The organism is Serratia sp. 506_PEND (assembly GCF_001076875.1).
Lineage (GTDB): Bacteria > Pseudomonadota > Gammaproteobacteria > Enterobacterales > Enterobacteriaceae > Serratia > Serratia marcescens.
The window spans coordinates 1-856 of record NZ_JVEL01000424.1 but is presented as its reverse complement, the minus strand read 5'-3'; the positions used below and the strand labels follow the sequence as shown (position 1 = coordinate 856).

2 protein-coding genes are annotated in these 856 nt (G+C 59.9%); both read right to left on the bottom strand.

The features are described from left to right. Window positions 1-15: 15 nt before the first annotated feature. Window positions 16-402: a DUF2570 domain-containing protein gene (locus ADK28_RS16020; protein ID WP_048796079.1), complete on the bottom strand. Its 387-nt coding sequence runs from the start codon at window positions 400-402 to the stop codon at window positions 16-18. Continuing rightward, a complete protein-coding gene (locus ADK28_RS16015) occupies window positions 399-854 on the bottom strand; it encodes a lysozyme (RefSeq protein WP_048796078.1) in 456 nt (151 codons plus the stop codon). The genes ADK28_RS16020 and ADK28_RS16015 overlap by 4 nt, the downstream gene beginning before the upstream one ends. Window positions 855-856: the final 2 nt, after the last annotated feature.

Here is an 856-nt window from a genome sequence, read left to right as displayed (position 1 = left end):
GGGGTGAACACCGATTCAGGGGGAAACAGCACGAGCGGCGCCGGTGGCGGCGGTGTCCGTTCCGCGCAGGAGGCCAAGAACAGCACCAGGAGCAGTGCGGCGGGCGCACTCATCATTTTTAATGGCAACCTGATATTTCCTCTGGTAGTTTTCGCCCTGCTGGCGCAGCTGCTGCTCTCTCCGTTGCTGTTCTGCCATCATTGCGCGATTACGGGCGTCATCCGCGCGCAGTGTGGTGATCAGCCCTGCCTGCTGCGCCAGCGTCTTTGTCTGCTCTGCAACCTGCTGGCGTGCCAGCGCCAACCGGTGCGACAACAGCGAGCTGTAACCGCCGAGGCAAATTGACGCCAGCAGCAGGAGCAGCATTCCCCCTCCGGCCAGTTTTGAGAGCCAGGCGCTCATTTGTCTAATCCCCAGCAAGCCAGCTCGGCCTCTTGATCGCGCCGCAATATCTGCCCGTAGCAATTGTTCGAGCGGATACGGCAATCACGGCCTGCGTCGTATATCCAACGGCGGATTTCGCGGCAGGCGCCAATGCGGTCACCAGCGTTGAGCCTTTTGTAAAAGGTGGAGGTGAAGCACTTGCCGGGGCCGATGTTCCAGGGACAGAACGAGGCGATACCGACTTTTTGCGGTTCTGTCAGCGTTACCTTGACGTTGCGATCTACCCAGTCGAGCGCCTTTTTCTGCTCTGCTGTGTCAATCTGCCTGCACTGCTCGGCGGTCAGGCGCTGGCCCTTCACAACCTTGTGGCCGTTGACCATCGTCACGCCGCCGCAAATTGTCCAGATGCCGACACCGTCCTGGTATGCAGTCAGGCGCTGGCCTTCTTTCTCTTCCTGAAACTGCGACATCA

What these genes read in the sequence shown, in the direction of transcription:
- ADK28_RS16020 (WP_048796079.1), bottom strand. Translation starts at nt 402, where the DNA reads ATGAGCGCCTGGCTCTCAAAACTGGCCGGAGGGGGAATGCTGCTCCTG.
- ADK28_RS16015 (WP_048796078.1), bottom strand. Translation starts at nt 854, where the DNA reads ATGTCGCAGTTTCAGGAAGAGAAAGAAGGCCAGCGCCTGACTGCATAC.